We start from the raw sequence: 16315 nt of genomic DNA on the forward strand, positions 1-16315 counted from the left end.
TACTAGCCTCATCTCATTGTCTCTAGTGTTCTAAGTATTCTTGCCAGATGGCGTCAAAGTCTCCTAGGTTAAAAGAGAAGCTGGCATGCTCCTCCAAAAAGCGACTCACCTCATCAAAATCATCCGTGTGTTTTGGAAAGGCTGACTCCTCAAAAGCGAGGTCTGCCAAGATGGCTTTGGGACTGTTACTTTTAGAATTGCGCTCGGTCATGAGCCAAGTGTAAAATGATTTTCTCAATTCTTTCTCCTATCAAGACTTTTTTTGATGAAACTTTTCTGATTTTTAAAAATTACTGGACTTAGCCTCTGAAACGTAGTGGTTTATAAAATCCGTTTTCGCATCAGTATAGGCGTCTCGATTGTGTTCAAATTGTTTCCACAAACTGAGTTTTAATTCCTGATACGCTTGGGCAATATCTGGATGCTGGCAGAGATAATCTCTAAAATAAATCTCGTCATGATCTCCCGTCATTCGCAAATGTAGATGAAAAACTTTCTCAGCAAATCCCTGCTCTGTATATCCTTTATTTAGCGAAATCCTGTTAGGACTCTCCGACATCACTAGCCACCCATTCTTCACCAATAAATCCCTGACTCTTGCTAAATCCTCTATTCTACCTACTTCTAGCAGAATATCAACGATATTTTTGGCCCAAATATTAGAGATAGCAGTGCTACCGATATGTTCTATTCTTTTAATAACATTTGCACCCAATATTTTTTTCAGACTTGTTTTTTCCGATTCATACCAGTCTTTCCACTCTGACTTGTGCTCTACTAGAAAAATAGGAAAAAGTTGCCAGAGTTCCTCTAAACTCATTTCTTCAAGTTTCTTTATCATGTCTATAAGGTTTAAATCAACTCTGTACCAAACTGGTCTTGCTTGATTTTACTAGCCTTCATCAAGCCACCGAGTGCTTTCTTGAACTGACCTTTAGAGATACCAAAGGTTGCCTTGATGTCCTCAGGAGATGACTTATCATTTAAGGTCATGAAACCGCCATTGCTTTCCAAGTAGGTCAAAATCATCTGAGCATCATTTTCCAACATTTCAAAGGAACGTGGTTTGAGGGATAGGTTCAAGGTACGGTCCACTTCACGGAAACCGATGACCCGCGCATCTAGCACTTGGCCTAAACGTGGCTCTGCGTAGCGCTCACTTGGGTGAATGAAACCAAGCATGTTATTCTCTGGCAGATAGACAAAGGTCCCTGACAGCTTGAGACGGTAAACAATGGCTGGCCAGTTTTGGTTCTGCATGTTGTTGTAGGCAGGACGAGTCAGACGTTGGAAGTCTTCCTGATAAGCCAAGAGTCCCCAGATTCGGTCTTTCTTGTCCACTTCAAGACGGATGTAGAGTTTGTCACCTTTCTTAGGCCAGAGTTCCTTGAGTTCAGGGAGGATATCGAGTGACACAACGATTTCCTTATCAGGTAGACCGGTATCGACAAAAACACCCAAGTCCTTACGAACTTCTGTTACGGTTCCCCAGCCAAATTGGTCCTGAGTAGCAGTCACTTCTAGAGTGGTCAAGCGGAGTTTTTGCTTCATATCTGTATAGGCAAAACCTTTGACCGTATCCCCTACTGTATGTTGACCTTCTTCCTTAGCAAGAGCATAGGTCTGACCATCCTTTTGCACAAAGTAAAAACGGTCATTTTCATCGATGATGAGTCCAACGATAAAACTTGCAAGATTTGTATTCATATTTCCTTCTTTCGAATAAAACTCAGCCAGCAATGCCAACTGAGTTTTTCTGTTTATTTTTAGACTTCCAAGATTTCTTTTTCTTTATTGGCAGTCATGTCGTCGATGTGTTTGACAGCGTCGTCTGTTACTTTTTGAATATCTTTTTCAAGAGTCTTCAATTCGTCTTCAGTGATTTCTTTTGCTTTTTCTTGCTTCTTAGCTTCGTCCATAGCGTCGCGGCGGATGTTGCGGACAGCCACTTTAGCATTTTCACCGACCTTCTTCACTTCTTTAGCAAGGTCACGACGAGTTTCTTCTGTAAGGGCAGGGATAACCAAGCGGATCACAGAACCATCATTAGCTGGTGTGATACCAAGATCAGAAGCGTTCAAGGCACGTTCGATGTCTTTCAATGAAGACTTGTCAAATGGTGTTACCAACAAAACACGCGCTTCTGGAATGGTAATTGAAGCGATTTGGTTAAGAGGAGTTTCGACTCCATAGTATTCTACGTGGATACGGTCTAGCAAGCTCGCGTTGGCACGACCGGCACGGATACCACCAAATTCACGAGCAAGTGATTGGTGAGACTGGGTCATTCTCTCTTTAGCTTTTTCTACAATTGCATTAGCCATAATTTTCTTATTCCTTTTCTTCGATATTGTTTGAAACTGTTGTTCCGATATTTTCACCAAATACGACACGTTTGATGTTACCTGGTTGGTTCATGTTGAAGACAACCAAGTCAATGTCGTTGTCCATAGAGAGGGTTGAAGCAGTTGAGTCCATGATACGAAGACCTTTATTGATAACGTCACGGTGGGTCAATTCTTCAAACTTAACGGCTGTCTTGTCTTTCTTAGGATCAGCATTGTAAACACCGTCTACACCATTTTTAGCCATAAGAATGGCATCTGCTTCGATTTCAGCTGCACGAAGGGCTGCTGTTGTATCGGTTGAGAAGTAAGGTGAACCAATACCAGCACCAAAGATAACGATACGGCCTTTTTCAAGGTGGCGAAGAGCACGTCCACGTACATAAGGTTCTGCCACTTGTTGCATGGCAATGGCTGTTTGCACACGCGTATCGACACCAACTTGTTGCAATGAATCTGCCATCACAAGAGCATTCATCACGGTCCCAAGCATTCCAGTGTAATCGGCCTGAACGCGGTCCATTCCTGCTTCTGCAGCAGGTTCTCCACGCCAGAGATTTCCTCCACCAATAACAAGGGCAATTTCGATACCTAAGCTATGAACTTCTTGAATCTCTTTTGCAATTGTTTGAACTGTTTGGATATCAATCCCTACGCCACGCTCACCGGCAAGGGCTTCACCTGATAACTTGATTAAAATACGTTTATACTTGGGGTTCGCCATTTTACTCTCCTTTTTTTATCCTACCTATTTTATCACAATTTCTAAGATTTTTATAGTATCATGAGCAATTCTTTAAAAAAAAATTAGACCGTTAAAAATTCCTCTAAGTCGGTAAGAGCACGCTCTGCAATTTTTTCATAACGGGCCTTCTTATCACGGATACGCTCGCCTTCCAATTCCTTGATAATCCCAAAATTGACATTCATGGGTTGGAAATGTTTGCTATCTGCATGAGTGATGTAATGCGCCAGACTTCCAATCGCTGTTGTCTCTGGGAAAATAGCCTCACTTTCTCCCTTGAAGAGACGAGCCGCGTTAATACCTGCAACTAGACCTGATGCCGCTGACTCAACATAGCCTTCCACACCCGTCATCTGACCAGCAAAGAAAAGGTTTGGTTGTTTCTTAGAACGATAGGTTTGCTCAAGAAGATTTGGTGAATCCATGTAAGAATTGCGGTGCATGACCCCATAACGAACAAACTCCGCATTTTCAAGACCTGGAATCATTTGGAAGACACGCTTTTGTTCTCCCCATTTGAGGTGGGTCTGGAAACCGACGATATTATAGAGGCTACCAGCCGCATTGTCCTGACGAAGCTGGACAACTGCATACGGTGTTTTGAACTCGCCATCACGAGGCCCCGTATAGTCGTCTGGGTACTCCAGACCAACTGGTTTCATAGGACCATAAAGCATGGTTTTAATGCCACGCTTAGCCATGACTTCGATAGGCATACAACCTTCAAAGTACTTTTCTTTTTCAAAGGAATTGAGCGGTGCTTCTTCCGCATTGACCAAGGCTTCATGGAAATCCATAAACTCTTGTTTGGTCATTGGAGCGTTGAGGTAGGCTGCTTCTCCCTTATCATAACGAGACTTGAGATAGACCTTGCTCATATCAATGGTGTTAACGTCGATAATCGGCGCCGCCGCATCGTAGAAATAGAATCCATCCCCATCATTAAGGGCATGAATCTTTTCAGCTAAGGCATCACTAGTCAAAGGACCAGTAGCGACCACAGTAATAACGTCAGTTGGCAATTCTGTAATTTCATCACGAACCACTTCAATCAAGGGATGATTGGCCACTTTTTCAGTCACCATTTGAGAGAAACCATCACGGTCCACCGCAAGGGCTCCGCCTGCAGGAACACGTGTAGCTTCTGCTGATTCCAAGACAACAGAACCCAAGCGACGCATTTCTTCCTTGAGGAGCCCGACAGCATTTGTCAGGGCATCCCCACGAAGAGAATTGGAACAAACCAACTCAGCAAAATTGTCTGTTTTGTGCTGGGGTGTTGACTTGACACCACGCATTTCATAGAGTTTAACTGGAATACCACGTTCTGCGATTTGGTAGGCTGCTTCAGACCCTGCCAAACCTGCTCCGATAACATTGATATAAGATTGAGACACGACACTAATACCTCTTTGGGTGGAAACTAAGTCCAAATAAAAACAAGCTACTAGACTATTTGACACCCACAAATCTTTCTAAATTCATGCTTGGTCCATTATACCAAAAAACTAAGTAAAAAGACAGACAGGAGAATTCCTGAATGTCTTTCAAAAATTATTCTTTATTAAAATTGAATGTCTCCCAATTCAGTTTGCTTCCATATTTTATAGTAAAACGTACTTCTGTATTCTTAGGTAGTTTATCGCTTTGAAGTATTTGGGCAAGTAAGTATTCGAAATCAGAATCCGTCCAATTGTCAATATCTTCATTAGTTACTTGTAGGTTTTGTCTTCGTACCTGCTCTATATCAATACGTATTCGAATACTAAAGGTCGAACGATTGTCAGCAACTCTTTTTAAAAGTAGATCTCGATTACGAACAAGCGTCTCTTCATCAAGATTGTTGACTCTACTTGAGTCTAGGTCCTCAATTAAGGGAGTGAGTTCTTCTACATCCGTCTTCAAAATTGCCTCTCTTTTATCTCTCTCTTCAAGACGGGTTTTGGGGTTGCCACTATATTCTTTTTTTGGAACCAAAGAATAATTGGAGTCAAATGAGTCCAATTCAATTGAATTTTTAATATAAAGATTCCTAATCACATCATCGCTTAAATATGTTGAAGTCAAGCTACCACTTTGAAGTAATATATTATAAGCTTCCTCAAGTCGGTCATAGTTGTCATCACCAGAAACATACTCCATTTCTAAACGGTAGACTGTTTTCTTGGAAAAACCAAAGAATTTTTTCTTTTCAACTTCTTTAAGCCTCGAATTGTATTTAAGGACTGGAGTGCTCTCAACATAATCTTTTTCAAAATCCACATAGACATCAACAAATTTCGTATTTCCTTCAACGTAAAACGGAGATCCATAATATCCAAAGGTATCAGCTGTCGAGTATCCTTCTGCTTCTAACCCTGCAGCTTCTACTACAGAACGAATGTTTGAAATAGCTGTTTTAGCTAAATCACGATCGACTCTGTTGTTACATGCAGACAACATAAATAATGTGAGAATAGGGAACAGTAAACCAACTACCTTCTTAATCACTTTGCTTTTCATTTCCCCTCCAAATAAGCATTCGTAGCAAAATACTAATGATTGCTATATTCACTTCGGGAAGAAGGCAAACTTCCCTGTTTAATCACTTTCTTGATTTTTTTCCCAGTCGTGGTAGGCAGCATAGAGTTGACTTTTATTCCACATGTAGAGTTTCGCAACTTCCTTAATGGCTTGATTTTTCTTCATGCCTTCTTGGATGCGTGCTTGGATATCTGAAAACAAGTCCTCCTCGTCCTTTTCCTCCACATCCTGACTGGCACCCTCAATGATGAGAAGGCATTCGCCCTTGAGTGGCGTTTCAGCTATGCTTTCTAGTAGCTCTGAAATCTTTCCTCGTTGGTATTCTTCATAGATTTTAGTCAATTCTCTGACCAAGACTACCGAGCGATCACCGTAGACTTCTAGCATATTTTCTAACGTATCCGCTACACGGTGGGGGGATTCATAGAAAATCTGAGTTTCTGGGTAATCTTTTTTTAAGTCGAAAAATTGCTTTTGCTGGCCAGACTTTCTCGGTAAGAAACCGTAAAAGATATGTGGCTGTGGCGCTAGGCCACTGGCAATCAAGGCAGAAATTCCTGCAGAGGCACCTGGAACGGTAACAACTGCGATTTCTTCCTCAATAGCTGCCTTGACCAAATCATGACCAGGGTCCGAGATACTAGGCAGACCCGCGTCAGAAACCTGAGCGATACTTTGTCCCGCTTTCAAGAAACCAATCAAATCAGGAATCTTTTCCTTGGCATTGTGCTCGTGAAAACTGATCTGCTTGGTGGAAATGTCAAAATGTTTGAGCAAAAGTCCTGTATTGCGCGTGTCCTCAGCAGCAATCCAGTCCACCTCTTTCAAAGTCTGGATAGCACGAAAAGTCATATCGTCTAGATTGCCAATCGGCGTTGCTACTAGGTAAAGCTTGCCATAGGGAGATTGTCCCTTAAAACTTTTTTGAATCTGCATGCTTACTCCCTATATAACAACTCATCACAGAACATACATTCTTCGTCCTGCTCTCGGCGTTGGCCGTAAAAATCATTACATACGTGAAACCCGTCTTTATAGATTCGACGGACGCTTTCACGAACATGCTTAGCCTTAACGGGTGTATCTGCTTCCACCTCGCCTAAGCGTTCGCGCAACTTACTATTTTCCAATCGAAGAGCTGTATTTTCCTCTACCAGGCTCTTGAGATTTTTCTTGATGGCTTCCACATCGGCCAAGGTCACCAGTAACTGTTGGGAAAAATCATCCAGCGCGTCAAATAATTCTTTTTTGTCCATAAACCAGCCCTTTCCTTTCTATATCGTTCATTTTTAATACTCAATGAAAATCAAAGAGCAAACTAGGAAACTAGCCGCAGGCTGTACTTGAGTACGGCAAGGCGACGTTGACGTGGTTTGAATTTGATTTTCGAAGAGTATGAGTTTATATTTCTTTCAAGACCAGATATTCCATGGCATTTTGAAAGCTGACATTAGCCTGCCACATTTTTCTAGCTTCTAGCAAATCTTGTAAAATCTGTCGAATTCTTGCTTGCAGGAGGTCCTGTCCACAGAGCACTTCGAGGATTCGCAAAACCTGATCTTGTTTTTCCTTGTCATCTGCCAAGTTGGCTAATTTAGCAACTTGGAGATAACTTTCTTTTTTCTTAGCTAGTAACCAAGTTAGCAAGCGTTCACTTTCATCCACCAAGGTCCAAAAATTTGCCTGATTTGCCAGTTTTTCAGCTTCAGCTCGTGACTGACAAAACTGGGCCAAAAGAGTCGCTTTTTTCTTGACTAAACCTGCTTGATCTAATTGATGGATGAGTTTTTCTTCTTGCTTTTTAAAGTGGAAAATCTGGGTACGACTCCGGATAGTTGGCAAGATCTTTTCCTCATCGCTGGTCAAGAAGAAAATGTAAACTTCACTCTGGGGTTCTTCGATGACCTTGAGCAGAGAATTGGCTGCGTTGGGATGCATTTTCTCCGCCTGCTCGATAATAAAAACCTGCTGCTGACTTTCAATCCCTGCTTGGGAAAACTGTCCTACCAATTCTCGAATGCGTTCTGTCTTGATGACCTGATTGACTGGCTTGATTAAAGTAACATCGGGAAATTCTTCCTGTTCAATCAGCTTACAGTTTCGGCATTTCTCACATGGTAGAACGCCTACTTTATCCGTACAAAAGAGGCTCTTAGCCAAAAACTGTGCCATTTCCAAGCTTCCAAAGAAACCTGAAAAGAGATAGGCGTGATTAAGCTGATCTTGTTCTAGGATACGGACAAAACGGTCAAACTGTTCTGGCTGCCAAGCTTTTAGTTGATCTTGTTTCATTTATCCAAGCCCATTCTGTCAAATAAGACAGCCTTGGTCGTTTCCACAACTTGCTCCAAAGGAAGACTTGCATCAATCTTGACAATGCGATTTCCTTCTTTGTCCAGAAGAGAAAGGTAGCCTTTACGAACTTTCTTGTGCAAGTCCAAGCCTTCCAAGTCCAAACGATTGACCTCGCGATCACTATTGGCAGCAATGCGAGCCAGTCCTTCTTCCACCTCAATGTCAAAATAGAGTGTCAAGTCGGGTTTGAGGCCATCTGTTGCAAAGTGATTGAGCCAAGCAATGGCATCAATATCCAAGCCACGACCAAATCCTTGATAAGCAACGGAACTATCGATGAAGCGGTCCATAATGACCAACTTGCCAGCTTCAAGGGCTGGGAGAACTTTTTCCACCAAGTGCTGTCTGCGACTGGCAATATAAAGAAGAAGCTCTGTTTTAGGATCCATCTGAGTATGACTTGGGTCCAAAATCACTTGACGAATCTTCTCACCAATCAAGACTCCACCTGGCTCACGGGTCGTCAGCACTTCTACTCCTTTTTCCTTTAAAATTGGGAGCAGAGTCTCTAAAACACTGGTCTTTCCTGCTCCCTCTGGTCCCTCAAGAGAGACTAAAAATCCTTTTGACATGTCTAACTCATTTCTTTTTTTCTACCTTCTATTCTATCAAAAAAATAGGTTTTTGTGACAATCTTTTTGTGTCTTCTCCATTCAATCGACCATAAAAGAGGCTGGGAGTCATCCAACCTCTTATTTACCTAATTCTTGTGTTCGTTTGTAGGCTTGATGAACTGCGTCCATGACGGTGCCTCTAAAGGCATGTTCTTCCAGACTTGCTACACCAGCGATAGTCGAACCACCTGGACTGCAAACTTGGTCTTTCAAAACTCCAGGATGTTGCTGGCTTTCGAGGACCATTTGTCCAGCGCCGACTACTGTTTGGGCTGCCATTTTCAAGGCCCTTTCTCGGGGCAATCCTGTCTGAACACCTGCATCTGCCAAAGCCTCGATAAAGAGGTAGACAAAGGCTGGTCCACAACCTGCAAGACCTGTCGCAGCATCGATTAAGCCATCTCCCAGCTCAACCAAAAGACCAGCCTTGGCTAAAAGCTGACAAAAGAGTTCCCTGTCCTCAGCACGACAATTTGCTGACATGGCATAACTAATCACTCCTTGGTCGATAACCACTGGTGTATTAGGCATGATGCGAATAATCCGGTGTTGACTTGGCAAAAGACTCGCTAGTTTTTCCAAAGTCAGTCCAGCTGCCATGGAAATCAAAAGAAGACTCTCTCTCTTTTCAAGGATGGTCTGGTATTGAGAAAGCAGTTCAGAAAACTGAGCAGGCTTAACTCCTAGAAAAATCACATCTGCTTCTGCGAAGATTTCGTCATTGCTGGAAGCCTGACCACCAAAGTTGGCAATGAAAGCATCTACTTTTGCTTGACTACGATTGGCAAGGAGAATCTGAGCACCCGTCTTGGCCTGCAAAACAGCCTTAGCCAAGCTAGAACCCATATTTCCCAAACCGATAAATCCAATCTTCATCTCTTACTCCCTTATCTGTCCGTCACCAGTAACCACATACTTGTAACTGGTCAACTCTTTCAATCCCATAGGCCCACGCGCATGCAGTTTCTGAGTAGAAATCCCCATCTCACATCCAAGACCAAACTGGCCACCATCAGTGAAACGAGTCGAGGCATTGACATAAACTGCGGCAGAGTCCACTTGATCTGTAAAGTAAGCTGCAGCTTCAGCATTTTCCGTCACAATGGCATCCGAATGATGGGTACTGTGAGCTTCAATATGCTCAACTGCTTCTTCTAAACTGCTCACAACCTTAACCGCTAGGATATAATCTAAAAACTCAGTGTCAAAGTCTTGATCCTCAGCTTCTCGACCTGAAAGAAACTGACTTGCTTTCTCATCCAAGCGGAATTGAATTGACTCCAGGCCAGCTTCTTTCCGACTTGTAACCAGAACTTGTTCCAAGCGAGGAAGGAAATCCGCTGCCTTGTCTTCATGAACCAGTAAAACTTCCATAGCATTGCAGACAGAAGGACGACTGGTTTTAGCATTGTTGATGATCGATAGAGCCTTGTCTTCATCTGCATCCTTATCCACATAGACATGGACAATCCCAGTTCCTGTCTCGATAACAGGCACGATAGCATTTTCAACAACAGCATTGATCAAACCAGCACCTCCACGAGGTATGAGAAGGTCTAGATAACCCTTGGCCTTCATCATAGCATAGCTGCTTTCACGGCTAGTATCTTCTACTAGTTGAATCACCTCTGGATGAATGGTAGTCGTCTCCAAGCCCTTCTTTAAGGCTGTGACAATAGCATGAGCTGTTTGATAGGCATCCTTGCCACTACGAAGAACGACCGCATTGCCACTTTTGAGAGCCAAGGCAGCCGCATCAGACGTCACATTTGGACGACTTTCATAGATAATACCAATAACCCCCATGGCCACACGTTTCTTGGTAATAACCAAGCCATTTTCAAGCTGACTTGTTTCTAGGACTTCACCAATAGGATCTGGTAAAGCAACCACTTCACGAATCCCTCTTGCCATCGCTTCTATACGTCCCTCATCCAAATAAAGACGGTCTAGCATGACATCTGAGATTTTCCCCTTGGCCGCTGCCATATCGAGGGCATTGGCCTCTAGAATCTCCTCAGTAGCTGCCAATAACTGATCAGCCATGGCTAGCAAGGCTTGGTTTTTCACTACTTTACTAGCAGTATTGATTGATTTCTTAACAGCCTGTACCTGTTCAAATTGTTCTTGTGTACTTACCATCGTTCACCTCTAAAATTCTCTAAAGAGCAGCTGGATTTCAGGAGTAATGGAAATCCAGTCATCACGGTGAATTAAGACTCCCTTAGCTTTTTGAGAACGGAGCATATCTTCTAGGGCTGAGACACCAAATTGGACACGTCCCTTCCCAAGAGATTGACCCGTTTCTTTATCAGCCACTGTGACAATATCGTGGTAAGAGAAGTTTCCTTCCACTTCTACCACACCCGATAAAAGGAGACTTTTCCCGTTTTTTGAAAGTGCCTCTGCAGCTCCACCATCTACCCAAATCGTTCCCTGACTTTGAGCATAGAAGGCCAGCCATTGTTTCTGGGTACGAAGTCCCTTCTCTTGCGCAACAAAGAAGGAACCATCCCTAGTTTCTTCAGCTGCCTCAATCAAGGCATCAGATTTCAAGGAGGAGCAAATATAGACTGGTACACCCGACTCCGTTGCAATCGTAGCCGCCTTAATTTTTGTCAGCATACCCCCAGTTCCATTTGAAGAACCTGCTCCACCAGCCATATCAATAATCTCACGATTGATAGTCTCGATTTTCTCCAAACGTTTGGCTGTTGGATCTGAGTTGGGATTTCCGGTATAGAGACCGTCCACATCGGTCAAGAGAACTAAAAGGTCCGCTTGGACCATCGCCGCTACCTGGGCACTCAGAGTGTCATTATCACCCACCTTGAGTTCGTCAATGACGACACTATCATTTTCATTGATGATGGGAATGGCACCACGATGGAGCAATACAGACAAGGCCTGATGGGCATTTTTATAACGGCGCTTATCCACAAAATCATCCTGGGTCAGCAAGATTTGTGCTGAAACGATCTGGCGCATGAGGAGGTTGGTTGTGTATTCCTCCAACAAAAGTCCCTGACCAACCGCAGCCGAAGCTTGTTTATCAGCAATCTTGGTCGGACGTTTTTTAAAACCCAAAGCTCCAAACCCTGCCGCTACTGCCCCAGATGACACTAAAATCAACTCATGTCCAGCCTCATGCAGCATAGCCAATTGCTGGGTAATTACCTTTACTTTACTTCTTGATAAACTCCCGTCTTCATTTGTCAAGGACGAAGTCCCCACCTTAAAGACGATTCGTTTGTAGTTCATATTCTCACTCCGATTCTTCATATTTATCCATTATAACATGAATGCTTTAAAATAGAAAAGACTTGAAATGAAAAAGGTTGAGACAGCTATCTCAACTCTTTTATCTATTCTCAGTTTGACGCAATCTTTCCAGCGTTTCTTTAAAAATCTCTGGAATATCTGCTGTGAATTCCAAGGTCTCACCTGTTCTCGGATGGGTAAAACCTAGAGTTTTAGCATGGAGGAATTGTCCATGTCCTTTCAAGGTTTTGCGTGGACCATAGACCTCATCACCAGCGACTGGATGGCCGATATAAGCCATGTGAACACGGATTTGGTGGGTACGTCCTGTTTCCAGTTGCAACTCCACTAAGCTATAATCACCAAAACGTTCCAAGACTTGAAAACGCGTCACTGCAGGCTTTCCTTTAGCAGTCACTGCCTGTTTCTTACGGTCTTTTTCGCTACGACCAATAGGTGCTTCAATCACACCACGATCATTTGGAAGATTGCCATGAACAATCGCCCAATATTTGCGGAGAGACTTCTTATCCTTAAGTTCTTGAGCGAGTGCTAAGTGAGCCTCATCATTCTTCGCAATCATGAGGAGACCAGACGTGTCCTTGTCAATGCGGTGAACAATTCCTGGACGGAGGACCCCATTGATACCTGACAAGTCCTTGATATGGTACATGAGGGCATTGACCAAGGTTCCGCTAGTATGACCGGCGCTCGGATGAACCACCATCCCTTGAGGTTTGTTGACAACGGCTACATCCTCATCTTGGTAGATGATCTCGAGCGGAAGATTCTCAGCTACATACTCCAAAACCTCCGGTTCTGGCACATGGTAAGTGACCACATCCCCCTCTTGGACAGTGTATTTGGCTTTCTTGGCTTGCCCATTCACCAAGACTTGTCCAGCCTTGATTTGTTCATTCGCGAGACTGCGTGACAATTCTGTCAGATCCGACAGAGCCTTGTCTAGACGTTGCCCACCAGTTTCAATTTTTATTTCCATTTACTTCCTCTTTAAGCATTGCAATCAATAGAACAATGACACCAACTGTCAAATAGCTGTCAGCAACATTGAAAATCGCAAAGTTGATAAAGTCTAGGTGAAACATATCCACCACAAAACCTTGACTCATTCTGTCGATAAAGTTGCCCAGACCTCCCGCGATGATCAAAATCAGTCCAAAAACTAACCAGAGAGAATCCTCCATGTGTTTATGTAAATACCAAATGGCACCGACCATAACGACCAGTGTAATGACAGCAAATAACCACTGCTGATCTTGCAACATGGAGAAGGCTGCCCCTCTATTTTGCAGGTAGGTCAAGCTAACGAGATTAGGGATCCACGAACGCACCTCACCCAGTGGAATCTGCTGGACAACATAATTTTTGACCAACTGATCCAGCCCAATCAAAAGCAGTATAATGACTGCTACTATTCCTCTTTTTTTCATGATTTCCTCTTTTGATCAAAATATTCTTGCATGACTTCTACAAAGAGAGTCCCAGCTTGGCTAAGCTCAACTTCTTCCCGTTTGACATAGACCATGCGATTATCTAGATTATCCTTGAGACGAATGACTGTAATCCCATTAACACTGTCACTATCTAAAAATCCAGATCCAGTCGCATAAGCATCCGTCCGCTCCAAAATACCATTCAAAGTAGCACGGTCCGTCACATTGAACATCTGCGAGCTCGCGCTTGTGTCGACAAAGTTCTCTGAATAGTATAGATACTCATCTTTTTCCTGAGTAAACCGAACCGTTGGCAGATCCGCTAGATCCTCCATTACCAATTCCTCTTTCTGTGCTAAAGGATGTCCTTCACGAAGATAAATGTGAGTCTGGAAAGGAATTAGTTCAATAACTTCTAAACCAAGCTTTTCAACCCGTTGCATGATGCCCTTTTTATTTTGGTTGTTAAGGTAGATAATCCCAATCTCACTGTGTCCTTGGGCCACTTCGTCTAAGATTTGAACTGTGGTAGACTCAAAGATACGAAAGTTCTTATAGTCAGGATAACGTTCTGAAAAAGCCGTAATGGTTGGTGGCAAGAAGTCATAGTGCTGACTGGCAATGGAAAATTCATCCTTCTCTTCTTCAGGATTGGCATACTGATTTTGAAAAACATCAAAGCCTTTGACTAATTCTTGCGCTTTCTCATAAAATTCCATACCACGACGGGTTAAGAAAGTCCCCGAACTCGTCCGACGGAAAATTTTAAATCCCAGCTCTTTTTCCAAATCGCGCACAGAAATAGACAGACTTGGCTGACTAACATACATCTTTTCAGCAGCTTCACGGAAAGTACCACTATTGGCAATAGCCACAACATAGCGTAATTGTTGAATGTTCATCTTTTACCCCCAACTTCTCTATCTGTTTATTATACCATAATTCAGAAGTTTTCAACAAAGGGAAAAGAATATCCACGATAAAATCCAACTACACAAGACTTAAAAAATATGGGTATCATTTTGGGTATCAAAACAAAAAAATAGGCTTTCCGAAAACTCGGAAAGCCTTATTTAATGCTACTTGTAGCTTCCTCGCCTTTTCATTTCAAGGCTCGGAATAAAAAGGTTCACTGGACCTTTTTATTTAGCGATTGGGTAAACAGAAACTTGTTTCTTATCGCGACCTTTACGTTCAAAGCGTACTACGCCTTCAACTTTAGCGAACAAAGTATCGTCTCCACCACGTCCAACGTTTACACCTGGGTAGATGTGTGTACCACGTTGACGGTAAAGGATTGATCCACCTGTTACAGTTTGTCCGTCAGCTGCTTTAGCTCCAAGACGTTTCGCTTGTGAATCACGTCCGTTTGATGTAGAACCTCCACCTTTTTTGTGGGCGAAAAGTTGCAAGTTGTTAAGAGTCATTTTTAACATAATGTTTTCCTCCGTGTTAGTTTTCTGTGATAACTCTGGTTTGGACGAACTCAGAAGAGTTCTCCGATAAGTTTGCCATACCTAAGAAAAATGATTCGAAGAATAACTGGGTCATTTCTCTCTGGTGTGAAGGAAGATCCGCTGGTATTTCAACCTTTAGATAGCCACCTTCATCTTCGTTTAATTCTAAGATTGGTTCGTAGCCTGCAAATTTCTCAATGGAATTGACAAAGTTAATGGCAAGCGTAGAAACCGATGCACACACGACATCTAAGCCGTATTCGCCACTTTCGGCGTGTCCAGTAATTTCCGCACTCCTCAGCTCGCCATCTTCGGCTCTCTCAAAGACTGCTTGTATCATGTGTTCTCCTTAAAATTAAGCGTTGATCGCGTTGATGACAACTTTTGTATATGGTTGACGGTGACCTTGTTTACGGTGGCTACCTTTTTTAGGTTTGTACTTGTAAGTAACAACTTTCTTTTGTTTTCCTTGTTTTTCAACAGTTCCAACTACAGTAGCTCCAGCAACAAGTGGAGTTCCGACAACAGTGTTTTCACCACCAACAAGAACAACTTCGTTAAAAGTAACTTCTTGACCAGCTTCAACGTTCAATTTTTCAACGTAAACTGCTTGTCCAACTTCAACTTTAACTTGTTTTCCGCCAGTTTTGATAATTGCGTATGTGCTCATTATGCACCTCCTATGATTTTTAGGGTTTCCCCGTATTTTTGTGAAGACTCGCCTAGCATCGTGGGACGAACCACTTTATACTCACTATGTGAGCAACGATGTTCGTGCGGTTGCACAGGACTGTGCATAGTCAACTCTTCAAGTATAGCATATCTTCTTTTTTCTTACAAGCGAAATCAATCAAATTTAAGCTTTTTCTTTCCCTTTTTTTCTCCAAAAAGCAAAAAGCATACTGAAGTAAAAGATACTCATCATAAGAGGAACACCTAGAATTGTCTTCTCCTGATAATAAATCGTCAAATAAGCTGAAAAAACAACTCCAAAGACAAAACTGCTAAGCAAGCTAACAAAAATCAAGCCCTCTCGTAGGAAAGGCGTATGCTTGGTCCGGAAATAATCTCCAAAAGCCAACATGGTACGTTTAATATTCCCTGTCATAAAAGCATTATTATAGGCAATACCTGACACTTCTCCAAAAGCAGTTGTCACCAGACCCATACAAAAGGCCAAGGGCGGTACGAGATAGATATTATCAACCGTTTGCGGCACAAAGCCTATAATTAGGGACAGGACTGCAAGAGGAATCAAGGACAAAATCGGCTTTTTAACAATTCGTAGTTTTTCCTTATACAATGTCAGAAAAAAAACACCCATCATAAAGAAAAGCAAGGTCATTACTTTAGCACTAGCATCCGATACATTTTGTTGAATGAGTCCTACAGAAAGAAAAACGACATTCCCAGTCTGTCCAGCGACAAGGGTATTCCCTCGAACGATAAAAGTATAGGCATCGACGTACCCTGCACAAAAAGTCAAAAAAAGCGCTAGTCGCTTAGACTGACGTGATATTTTTCTTATTGGTAATAATCTCATCTTCTCCCCCTTCTCATT

21 protein-coding genes and 1 other annotated feature are annotated in these 16315 nt (G+C 42.6%); all 21 genes read right to left on the minus strand.

The window, feature by feature from the left end; translation table 11 throughout:
- Positions 1–22 precede the first annotated feature (22 nt).
- The 21 genes from A6J84_RS04165 to A6J84_RS04270 all read right to left on the minus strand — a co-directional run bounded on the left by A6J84_RS04165 (position 23) and on the right by A6J84_RS04270 (position 16297).
- Entirely contained in the window at positions 23–238 is a 216-nt protein-coding gene (locus A6J84_RS04165) for a YozE family protein (RefSeq protein ID WP_095726103.1), read from the minus strand.
- A gap of 45 nt (positions 239–283) precedes the next feature.
- Positions 284–841 (minus strand): GrpB family protein, encoded by a 558-nt coding sequence (locus A6J84_RS04170; protein ID WP_095726104.1) that lies wholly within the window; start codon positions 839–841, stop codon positions 284–286.
- A gap of 11 nt (positions 842–852) precedes the next feature.
- Positions 853–1707: an RNA-binding virulence regulatory protein CvfB gene (gene cvfB, locus A6J84_RS04175; RefSeq protein ID WP_095726105.1), complete on the minus strand. Its 855-nt coding sequence runs from the start codon at positions 1705–1707 to the stop codon at positions 853–855.
- A 59-nt stretch (positions 1708–1766) separates the two neighbouring features.
- On the minus strand, positions 1767–2324 hold the full coding sequence (frr, locus tag A6J84_RS04180; protein WP_001262235.1) for a ribosome recycling factor: 558 nt from the start codon (positions 2322–2324) through the stop codon (positions 1767–1769).
- A 7-nt stretch (positions 2325–2331) separates the two neighbouring features.
- Positions 2332–3069: a UMP kinase gene (gene pyrH, locus A6J84_RS04185; protein WP_000002996.1), complete on the minus strand. Its 738-nt coding sequence runs from the start codon at positions 3067–3069 to the stop codon at positions 2332–2334.
- An 83-nt stretch (positions 3070–3152) separates the two neighbouring features.
- The gene (gene trmFO, locus A6J84_RS04190; RefSeq protein WP_095726106.1) at positions 3153–4487 is read right to left on the minus strand and encodes a methylenetetrahydrofolate--tRNA-(uracil(54)-C(5))-methyltransferase (FADH(2)-oxidizing) TrmFO; all 1335 of its coding nucleotides are present in this window, start codon (positions 4485–4487) and stop codon (positions 3153–3155) included.
- A gap of 157 nt (positions 4488–4644) precedes the next feature.
- Positions 4645–5592 carry a hypothetical protein gene (locus A6J84_RS04195; RefSeq protein ID WP_225902218.1) on the minus strand — a complete coding sequence of 316 codons (948 nt, stop codon included), beginning with the start codon at positions 5590–5592 and terminating at the stop codon, positions 4645–4647.
- 78 nt (positions 5593–5670) lie between these two features.
- Positions 5671–6549, minus strand: a complete 879-nt coding sequence (gene rsmI, locus A6J84_RS04200; RefSeq protein ID WP_095726107.1) for a 16S rRNA (cytidine(1402)-2'-O)-methyltransferase — start codon at positions 6547–6549, stop codon at positions 5671–5673.
- Between the two features lie 2 nt (positions 6550–6551).
- Positions 6552–6869, minus strand: a complete 318-nt coding sequence (gene yabA / locus A6J84_RS04205) for a DNA replication initiation control protein YabA (protein ID WP_000358229.1) — start codon at positions 6867–6869, stop codon at positions 6552–6554.
- 145 nt (positions 6870–7014) lie between these two features.
- Positions 7015–7905 (minus strand): DNA polymerase III subunit delta', encoded by an 891-nt coding sequence (locus A6J84_RS04215; protein ID WP_095726108.1) that lies wholly within the window; start codon positions 7903–7905, stop codon positions 7015–7017.
- Complete coding sequence (gene tmk / locus A6J84_RS04220) at positions 7902–8540, minus strand: dTMP kinase (protein WP_095726109.1); 639 nt, start codon at positions 8538–8540, stop codon at positions 7902–7904. The genes A6J84_RS04215 and tmk overlap by 4 nt, the downstream gene beginning before the upstream one ends.
- Before the next feature lie 120 nt (positions 8541–8660).
- The gene (proC, locus tag A6J84_RS04225) at positions 8661–9458 is read right to left on the minus strand and encodes a pyrroline-5-carboxylate reductase (protein WP_095726110.1); all 798 of its coding nucleotides are present in this window, start codon (positions 9456–9458) and stop codon (positions 8661–8663) included.
- Between the two features lie 3 nt (positions 9459–9461).
- Positions 9462–10724 carry a glutamate-5-semialdehyde dehydrogenase gene (locus tag A6J84_RS04230; RefSeq protein ID WP_095726111.1) on the minus strand — a complete coding sequence of 421 codons (1263 nt, stop codon included), beginning with the start codon at positions 10722–10724 and terminating at the stop codon, positions 9462–9464.
- A gap of 9 nt (positions 10725–10733) precedes the next feature.
- Positions 10734–11843 (minus strand): glutamate 5-kinase, encoded by a 1110-nt coding sequence (gene proB, locus A6J84_RS04235; RefSeq protein ID WP_221761866.1) that lies wholly within the window; start codon positions 11841–11843, stop codon positions 10734–10736.
- Between the two features lie 100 nt (positions 11844–11943).
- On the minus strand, positions 11944–12843 hold the full coding sequence (locus tag A6J84_RS04240; protein ID WP_095726113.1) for an RluA family pseudouridine synthase: 900 nt from the start codon (positions 12841–12843) through the stop codon (positions 11944–11946).
- A complete protein-coding gene (gene lspA, locus A6J84_RS04245; RefSeq protein WP_095726114.1) occupies positions 12827–13294 on the minus strand; it encodes a signal peptidase II in 468 nt (155 codons plus the stop codon). Before lspA ends, A6J84_RS04240 begins: the two co-directional genes overlap by 17 nt.
- On the minus strand, positions 13291–14199 hold the full coding sequence (locus A6J84_RS04250) for a LysR family transcriptional regulator (protein WP_001025717.1): 909 nt from the start codon (positions 14197–14199) through the stop codon (positions 13291–13293). Before A6J84_RS04250 ends, lspA begins: the two co-directional genes overlap by 4 nt.
- Positions 14200–14439: 240 nt before the next feature.
- Positions 14440–14733: a 50S ribosomal protein L27 gene (rpmA, locus tag A6J84_RS04255; RefSeq protein ID WP_000916509.1), complete on the minus strand. Its 294-nt coding sequence runs from the start codon at positions 14731–14733 to the stop codon at positions 14440–14442.
- A gap of 16 nt (positions 14734–14749) precedes the next feature.
- Entirely contained in the window at positions 14750–15094 is a 345-nt protein-coding gene (locus tag A6J84_RS04260; RefSeq protein ID WP_000613705.1) for a ribosomal-processing cysteine protease Prp, read from the minus strand.
- A gap of 15 nt (positions 15095–15109) precedes the next feature.
- The gene (gene rplU / locus A6J84_RS04265; RefSeq protein ID WP_000109141.1) at positions 15110–15424 is read right to left on the minus strand and encodes a 50S ribosomal protein L21; all 315 of its coding nucleotides are present in this window, start codon (positions 15422–15424) and stop codon (positions 15110–15112) included.
- Between the two features lie 34 nt (positions 15425–15458).
- Positions 15459–15546: a sequence feature (ribosomal protein L21 leader region), on the minus strand.
- Between the two features lie 64 nt (positions 15547–15610).
- Positions 15611–16297 (minus strand): YoaK family protein, encoded by a 687-nt coding sequence (locus A6J84_RS04270; protein WP_095726115.1) that lies wholly within the window; start codon positions 16295–16297, stop codon positions 15611–15613.
- Positions 16298–16315: the final 18 nt, after the last annotated feature.

Source organism: Streptococcus sp. FDAARGOS_256 (assembly GCF_002289235.2).
GTDB lineage: Bacteria > Bacillota > Bacilli > Lactobacillales > Streptococcaceae > Streptococcus.

What these genes read in the sequence shown, in the direction of transcription:
- A6J84_RS04170 (WP_095726104.1), bottom strand. Translation starts at nt 841, where the DNA reads ATGATAAAGAAACTTGAAGAAATGAGTTTAGAGGAACTCTGGCAACTT.
- cvfB (WP_095726105.1), bottom strand. Translation starts at nt 1,707, where the DNA reads ATGAATACAAATCTTGCAAGTTTTATCGTTGGACTCATCATCGATGAA.
- frr (WP_001262235.1), bottom strand. Translation starts at nt 2,324, where the DNA reads ATGGCTAATGCAATTGTAGAAAAAGCTAAAGAGAGAATGACCCAGTCT.
- pyrH (WP_000002996.1), bottom strand. Translation starts at nt 3,069, where the DNA reads ATGGCGAACCCCAAGTATAAACGTATTTTAATCAAGTTATCAGGTGAA.
- A6J84_RS04195 (WP_225902218.1), bottom strand. Translation starts at nt 5,592, where the DNA reads ATGAAAAGCAAAGTGATTAAGAAGGTAGTTGGTTTACTGTTCCCTATT.
- rsmI (WP_095726107.1), bottom strand. Translation starts at nt 6,549, where the DNA reads ATGCAGATTCAAAAAAGTTTTAAGGGACAATCTCCCTATGGCAAGCTT.
- yabA (WP_000358229.1), bottom strand. Translation starts at nt 6,869, where the DNA reads ATGGACAAAAAAGAATTATTTGACGCGCTGGATGATTTTTCCCAACAG.
- A6J84_RS04215 (WP_095726108.1), bottom strand. Translation starts at nt 7,905, where the DNA reads ATGAAACAAGATCAACTAAAAGCTTGGCAGCCAGAACAGTTTGACCGT.
- tmk (WP_095726109.1), bottom strand. Translation starts at nt 8,540, where the DNA reads ATGTCAAAAGGATTTTTAGTCTCTCTTGAGGGACCAGAGGGAGCAGGA.
- proC (WP_095726110.1), bottom strand. Translation starts at nt 9,458, where the DNA reads ATGAAGATTGGATTTATCGGTTTGGGAAATATGGGTTCTAGCTTGGCT.
- A6J84_RS04230 (WP_095726111.1), bottom strand. Translation starts at nt 10,724, where the DNA reads ATGGTAAGTACACAAGAACAATTTGAACAGGTACAGGCTGTTAAGAAA.
- proB (WP_221761866.1), bottom strand. Translation starts at nt 11,843, where the DNA reads ATGAACTACAAACGAATCGTCTTTAAGGTGGGGACTTCGTCCTTGACA.
- A6J84_RS04240 (WP_095726113.1), bottom strand. Translation starts at nt 12,843, where the DNA reads ATGGAAATAAAAATTGAAACTGGTGGGCAACGTCTAGACAAGGCTCTG.
- lspA (WP_095726114.1), bottom strand. Translation starts at nt 13,294, where the DNA reads ATGAAAAAAAGAGGAATAGTAGCAGTCATTATACTGCTTTTGATTGGG.
- A6J84_RS04250 (WP_001025717.1), bottom strand. Translation starts at nt 14,199, where the DNA reads ATGAACATTCAACAATTACGCTATGTTGTGGCTATTGCCAATAGTGGT.
- rpmA (WP_000916509.1), bottom strand. Translation starts at nt 14,733, where the DNA reads ATGTTAAAAATGACTCTTAACAACTTGCAACTTTTCGCCCACAAAAAA.
- A6J84_RS04260 (WP_000613705.1), bottom strand. Translation starts at nt 15,094, where the DNA reads ATGATACAAGCAGTCTTTGAGAGAGCCGAAGATGGCGAGCTGAGGAGT.
- rplU (WP_000109141.1), bottom strand. Translation starts at nt 15,424, where the DNA reads ATGAGCACATACGCAATTATCAAAACTGGCGGAAAACAAGTTAAAGTT.
- A6J84_RS04270 (WP_095726115.1), bottom strand. Translation starts at nt 16,297, where the DNA reads ATGAGATTATTACCAATAAGAAAAATATCACGTCAGTCTAAGCGACTA.